Genomic DNA, 3,626 nt, shown 5'->3' with positions numbered 1-3,626 from the left:
CCAGCGTGGGCACGTCGGGCAGGGCCGAGGATCGCTGGAGCGTGGACACCGCCAGCGCCCGCAGCTTGCCGGCCTTGATGTGCGGCAGCACGGGCGTGATGGTGTCGAACGACAGGGTGATCTGGCCGCCCAGCAGGTCGGTGGCCAGCGGGCCGCTGCCTTTGTAGGGAATGTGGCCGAGCGACGTGCCGGTGAGGCCCTGGAACTGCGTGCCGATCAGGTGCTGCGCGGTCCCGTTGCCGTTGGAGCCGAAGGTCAGCTTGCCCGGCTGCGCCCTGGCCTGGGCCACCAGGTCGGCCACGGTCCTGGCCGGGTTGTCGGCGTGCACGACCAGCACGTTGGGCACCAGCGCCACCGTGGTGATGGGGGCCAGGTCCTTCTGGAAGTCGTAGGGCAGTTTCTTGTACACGCTGGTGGCGATGGTGTGGTGCACCGCGCCCATCAGCAGGGTCTAGCCGTCGGGCCTGGACCGGGCCACGTAGTCGGCGCCGATGGTGGCGCCGGCCCCCGGGCGGCTTTCCACGATGACGGGCTGGCCGAGCGACACCGTCAGCCGGTCGGCCAGCGCCCGCGCCAGCACGTCGGTGGTGCCGCCTGCGGGAAAGGGCACCGTCAGGCTGATGGTCTTGGTGGGCCAGGCGGCCTGGGCGAGGGCGCTGCCGCTGGCCAGCACCGGGAGGGCGGCCGCGAAAGCGTGCAGCAGCACCTGCCGCCGCCGGCGCGCGGGGAAAAATTTCGGGGCCATGCTGGTCTCCTGGGAGAGCGCTCTGCGGCGCCTGGGGGATGGCCCGCCGCTACGCGGTCGGGCGAAGGAAGGAACGGATGAATGAAAGAAAAGGATTTCAGGCGGCCAGCCGCTGCGCCTGGCGGGTGCCGGCCAGGTGGTCGCACACTGCCTGCGTGACCTGGGCCGTGGTGGCTGGCCACCCAGGTCCCGCGTGTGCAGGGCCGGGTCCGCGGTGACGTGTTCGATGGCCCGCATCAGGCGCCGGGCGGCGTCCGCCTCGCCCAGGTGTTCGAGCAGCATCACGGCCGACCAGAACGTGCCCACCGGGTTCGCCAGGCCCTGGCCCATGATGTCGAAGGCCGACCCGTAGATGGGCTCGAACATCGAGGGATAGCGCCGCTCGGGGTCGATGTTGCCGGTCGGTGCGATGCCCAGGCTGCCCGCCAGCGCGGCGGCCAGGTCGCTCAGGATGTCGGCATGCAGGTTGGTGGCGACGATGGTGTCCAGCGTGGCCGGGCGGTTCACCATGCGGGCCGTGGCGGCGTCCACCAGCTCCTTGTCCCAGGCCACGTCGGGAAAGTCGCGCGAGACCTCCAGCGCGATCTCGTCCCACATCACCATCGCGTGGCGCTGGGCGTTGCTCTTGGTGATCACGGTGAGCTGCCGTCGCGGGCGCGACCGGGCGAGCTGGAAGGCGTAGCGCAGGATGCGCTCCACGCCCACGCGGGTCATGATCGACACGTCGGTGGCGGCCTCGATCGGGTGGCCCTGGTGCACCCGGCCGCCCACGCCGGAGTATTCGCCCTCCGAGTTCTCGCGCACGATCACCCAGTCCAGCTGCTCGGGCGTGCAGCGCTTGAGCGGTCCGTCGATGCCCGGCAGGATGCGCGTGGGCCGCACGTTGGCGTACTGGTCGAAGCCCTGGCAGATCTTCAGGCGCAGGCCCCACAGGGTGATGTGGTCGGGAATGTGCGGATCGCCCGCCGAGCCGAACAGGATCGCGTCCTTGCCGCGCAGCGCGTCCAGCCCGTCGGCCGGCATCATGGCGCCGTGCGCGCGGTAGTGGTCGCCGCCCCAGTCGAAGTCTTCGAACTCGAAGCGCAGCGTCTCGTCGGTGGCGGCCAGGGCCTGCAGGACCTGGCGGCCGGCGGGAATCACTTCCTTGCCGATCCCGTCTCCGGGAATGGTGGCGATGGCGTAGGTGGTCATGGGTGGTTCGGTCGAAAAGCGTTGGGGACCGCGCCACTCTAGGCACCGCCGGCCTTTCGGCGCGGGGCTATAGTGAAACCATTGTTCACCTGGATTCAACAATCCAGCTGCCCGCCCACCCTCTTTTTTTCCTGCCGCCTGCCCATGCCTGCTGCCCACGCCCCTCCCGCCATCCAGCCAGCCGACCTGGGGTTTTTCTCGGTGTTGGCCAGTTGCGGCAGCCTGAGCGCGGCCGCGCGCGAACTGGGCATCACCACACCGGCCGTCAGCAAGCACCTGGCGCTGATGGAGGCGCGCGTGGGCGTGCCGCTGGTCAACCGCACGACGCGCCGCATGGGCCTCACGCCCGAGGGCGAGCTGTACCTGGCGCACGCGCGCCGCATCCTGGGCGAGATCCACGACCTGGAAGAGCTGCTGGGCCTGTCACGCGCGACACCGAAGGGCCTGCTGCGGGTGAATGCCACGCTGGGGTTCGGGCGCCGCCACATCGCGCCGCTCATCTCGCGCTTCGCGCGCCTGCATCCGCAGGTGCAGGTGCAACTGCAGCTGTCCGTGAACCCTCCCGCGCTCACCGACGATGCGTTCGACGTGTGCATCCGATTCGGCGCGCCGCCCGAGGCGCGCGTGATCGCCAGGCACCTGGCGCACAACCGGCGGCTGCTGTGCGCATCGCCCGACTATCTGGCGCGCCACGGCACGCCGAAGGTGCCCAACGACCTGGTGCACCACAACTGCCTGGGCATCCGCCAGGGCGAGGAGGCCTACGGCGTGTGGCGGCTCACGCGTGGCCGCGGGCGCCGTGCGGTCACCGAGTCGGTGAAGACGCGCGGCAGCCTCACCACCAACGACGGCGAGATCGCCGTGCGCTGGGCCCTGGAAGGGCACGGCATCCTGATGCGGGCCGAGTGGGACATCGAGCGCCACCTGCGCAGCGGGCAACTGGTGCCGGTGCTGCCCGCCTACAGCACGCCCGATGCCGACATCCACGCGGTGTACCCGCAGCGCCACCAGTCCGCGGCGCGGGTGCGGGCCTTCGTCGATTTCGTGGCGCAGGCGCTGTCGGACCGGGGCAGGGCCGGCGGTGGGGACGACGACGCGGAGTGAGCCCCGCCGCGCGGTTGTGGCGGCGCGTTCGCGTCGGCCAGTTCGGCACTTCGCCGAAAATGTGGGCTTTCCCCACGCTGATCGCCTCCGCCACCCTTTCATGTCCCTCATCGCCGTCATCGATTTCGAAACCACGGGCATCTCGCCCGGCCAGGGCGCGCGGGCGACCGAAGTGGCCATCGTGCTGCTGGACAACGGCCAGGTGGTGGACCGCTTTCAGAGCCTGATGAATGCCGGCGCTTGGATTCCGCCGTTCATCACGCAGCTGACGGGCATCACCAACGCCATGGTGGCCGCGGCCCCCGACGCGGCGCAGGTCATGCGCGAGGCGGCGCGCTTTGTGGGCGGCACGCCCATGGTGGCGCACAACGCATCGTTCGACAGCAAGTTCTGGGCGGCCGAACTGGGCTGCGCGGACCTGCCGGCGCCCCATGCCTTCGCGTGCACGGTGCTCCTGTCGCGGCGCCTGTACCCGGAGGCGCCCAGCCACCAGCTGGGCACCATCGTGGGCCACCTGGACCTGCCGCGCGCAGAGCGGGCCCACCGGGCCCTGGCCGATGCGGAGATGGCCGCGGCGCTGCTGGGC

Annotated in this window: 2 protein-coding genes and 2 pseudogenes; 2 read left to right on the top strand and 2 right to left on the bottom strand. The window is 70.9% G+C overall.

Annotation, left to right across the window (positions count from 1 at the left end; genetic code table 11):
- Positions 1-745, bottom strand: a pseudogene (locus tag AC27IQ_RS20310) (Bug family tripartite tricarboxylate transporter substrate binding protein); the annotation flags it as partial.
- Between the two features lie 97 nt (positions 746-842).
- Positions 843-1,936: pseudogene (locus tag AC27IQ_RS20305) on the bottom strand (tartrate dehydrogenase).
- 144 nt (positions 1,937-2,080) lie between these two features.
- Between AC27IQ_RS20305 and AC27IQ_RS20300 the strand changes: the two are divergent.
- Complete coding sequence (locus AC27IQ_RS20300; protein WP_487090573.1) at positions 2,081-3,040, top strand: LysR family transcriptional regulator; 960 nt, start codon at positions 2,081-2,083, stop codon at positions 3,038-3,040.
- 100 nt (positions 3,041-3,140) lie between these two features.
- On the top strand, positions 3,141-3,626 hold a 486-nt coding region (locus AC27IQ_RS20295; RefSeq protein ID WP_487090572.1), incomplete at its 3' end, for a 3'-5' exonuclease.

The sequence above is a fragment of the Acidovorax sp. KPB24-07 genome, assembly GCF_057543315.1.
The sequence above is the reverse complement of the archived record's forward strand: the minus strand, read 5'-3'. Positions and strand labels throughout refer to the sequence as shown.

Coding starts and splice junctions, on each gene's coding strand:
- AC27IQ_RS20300 (WP_487090573.1), top strand. CDS start 2,081: ATGCCTGCTGCCCACGCCCCTCCCGCCATCCAGCCAGCCGACCTGGGG.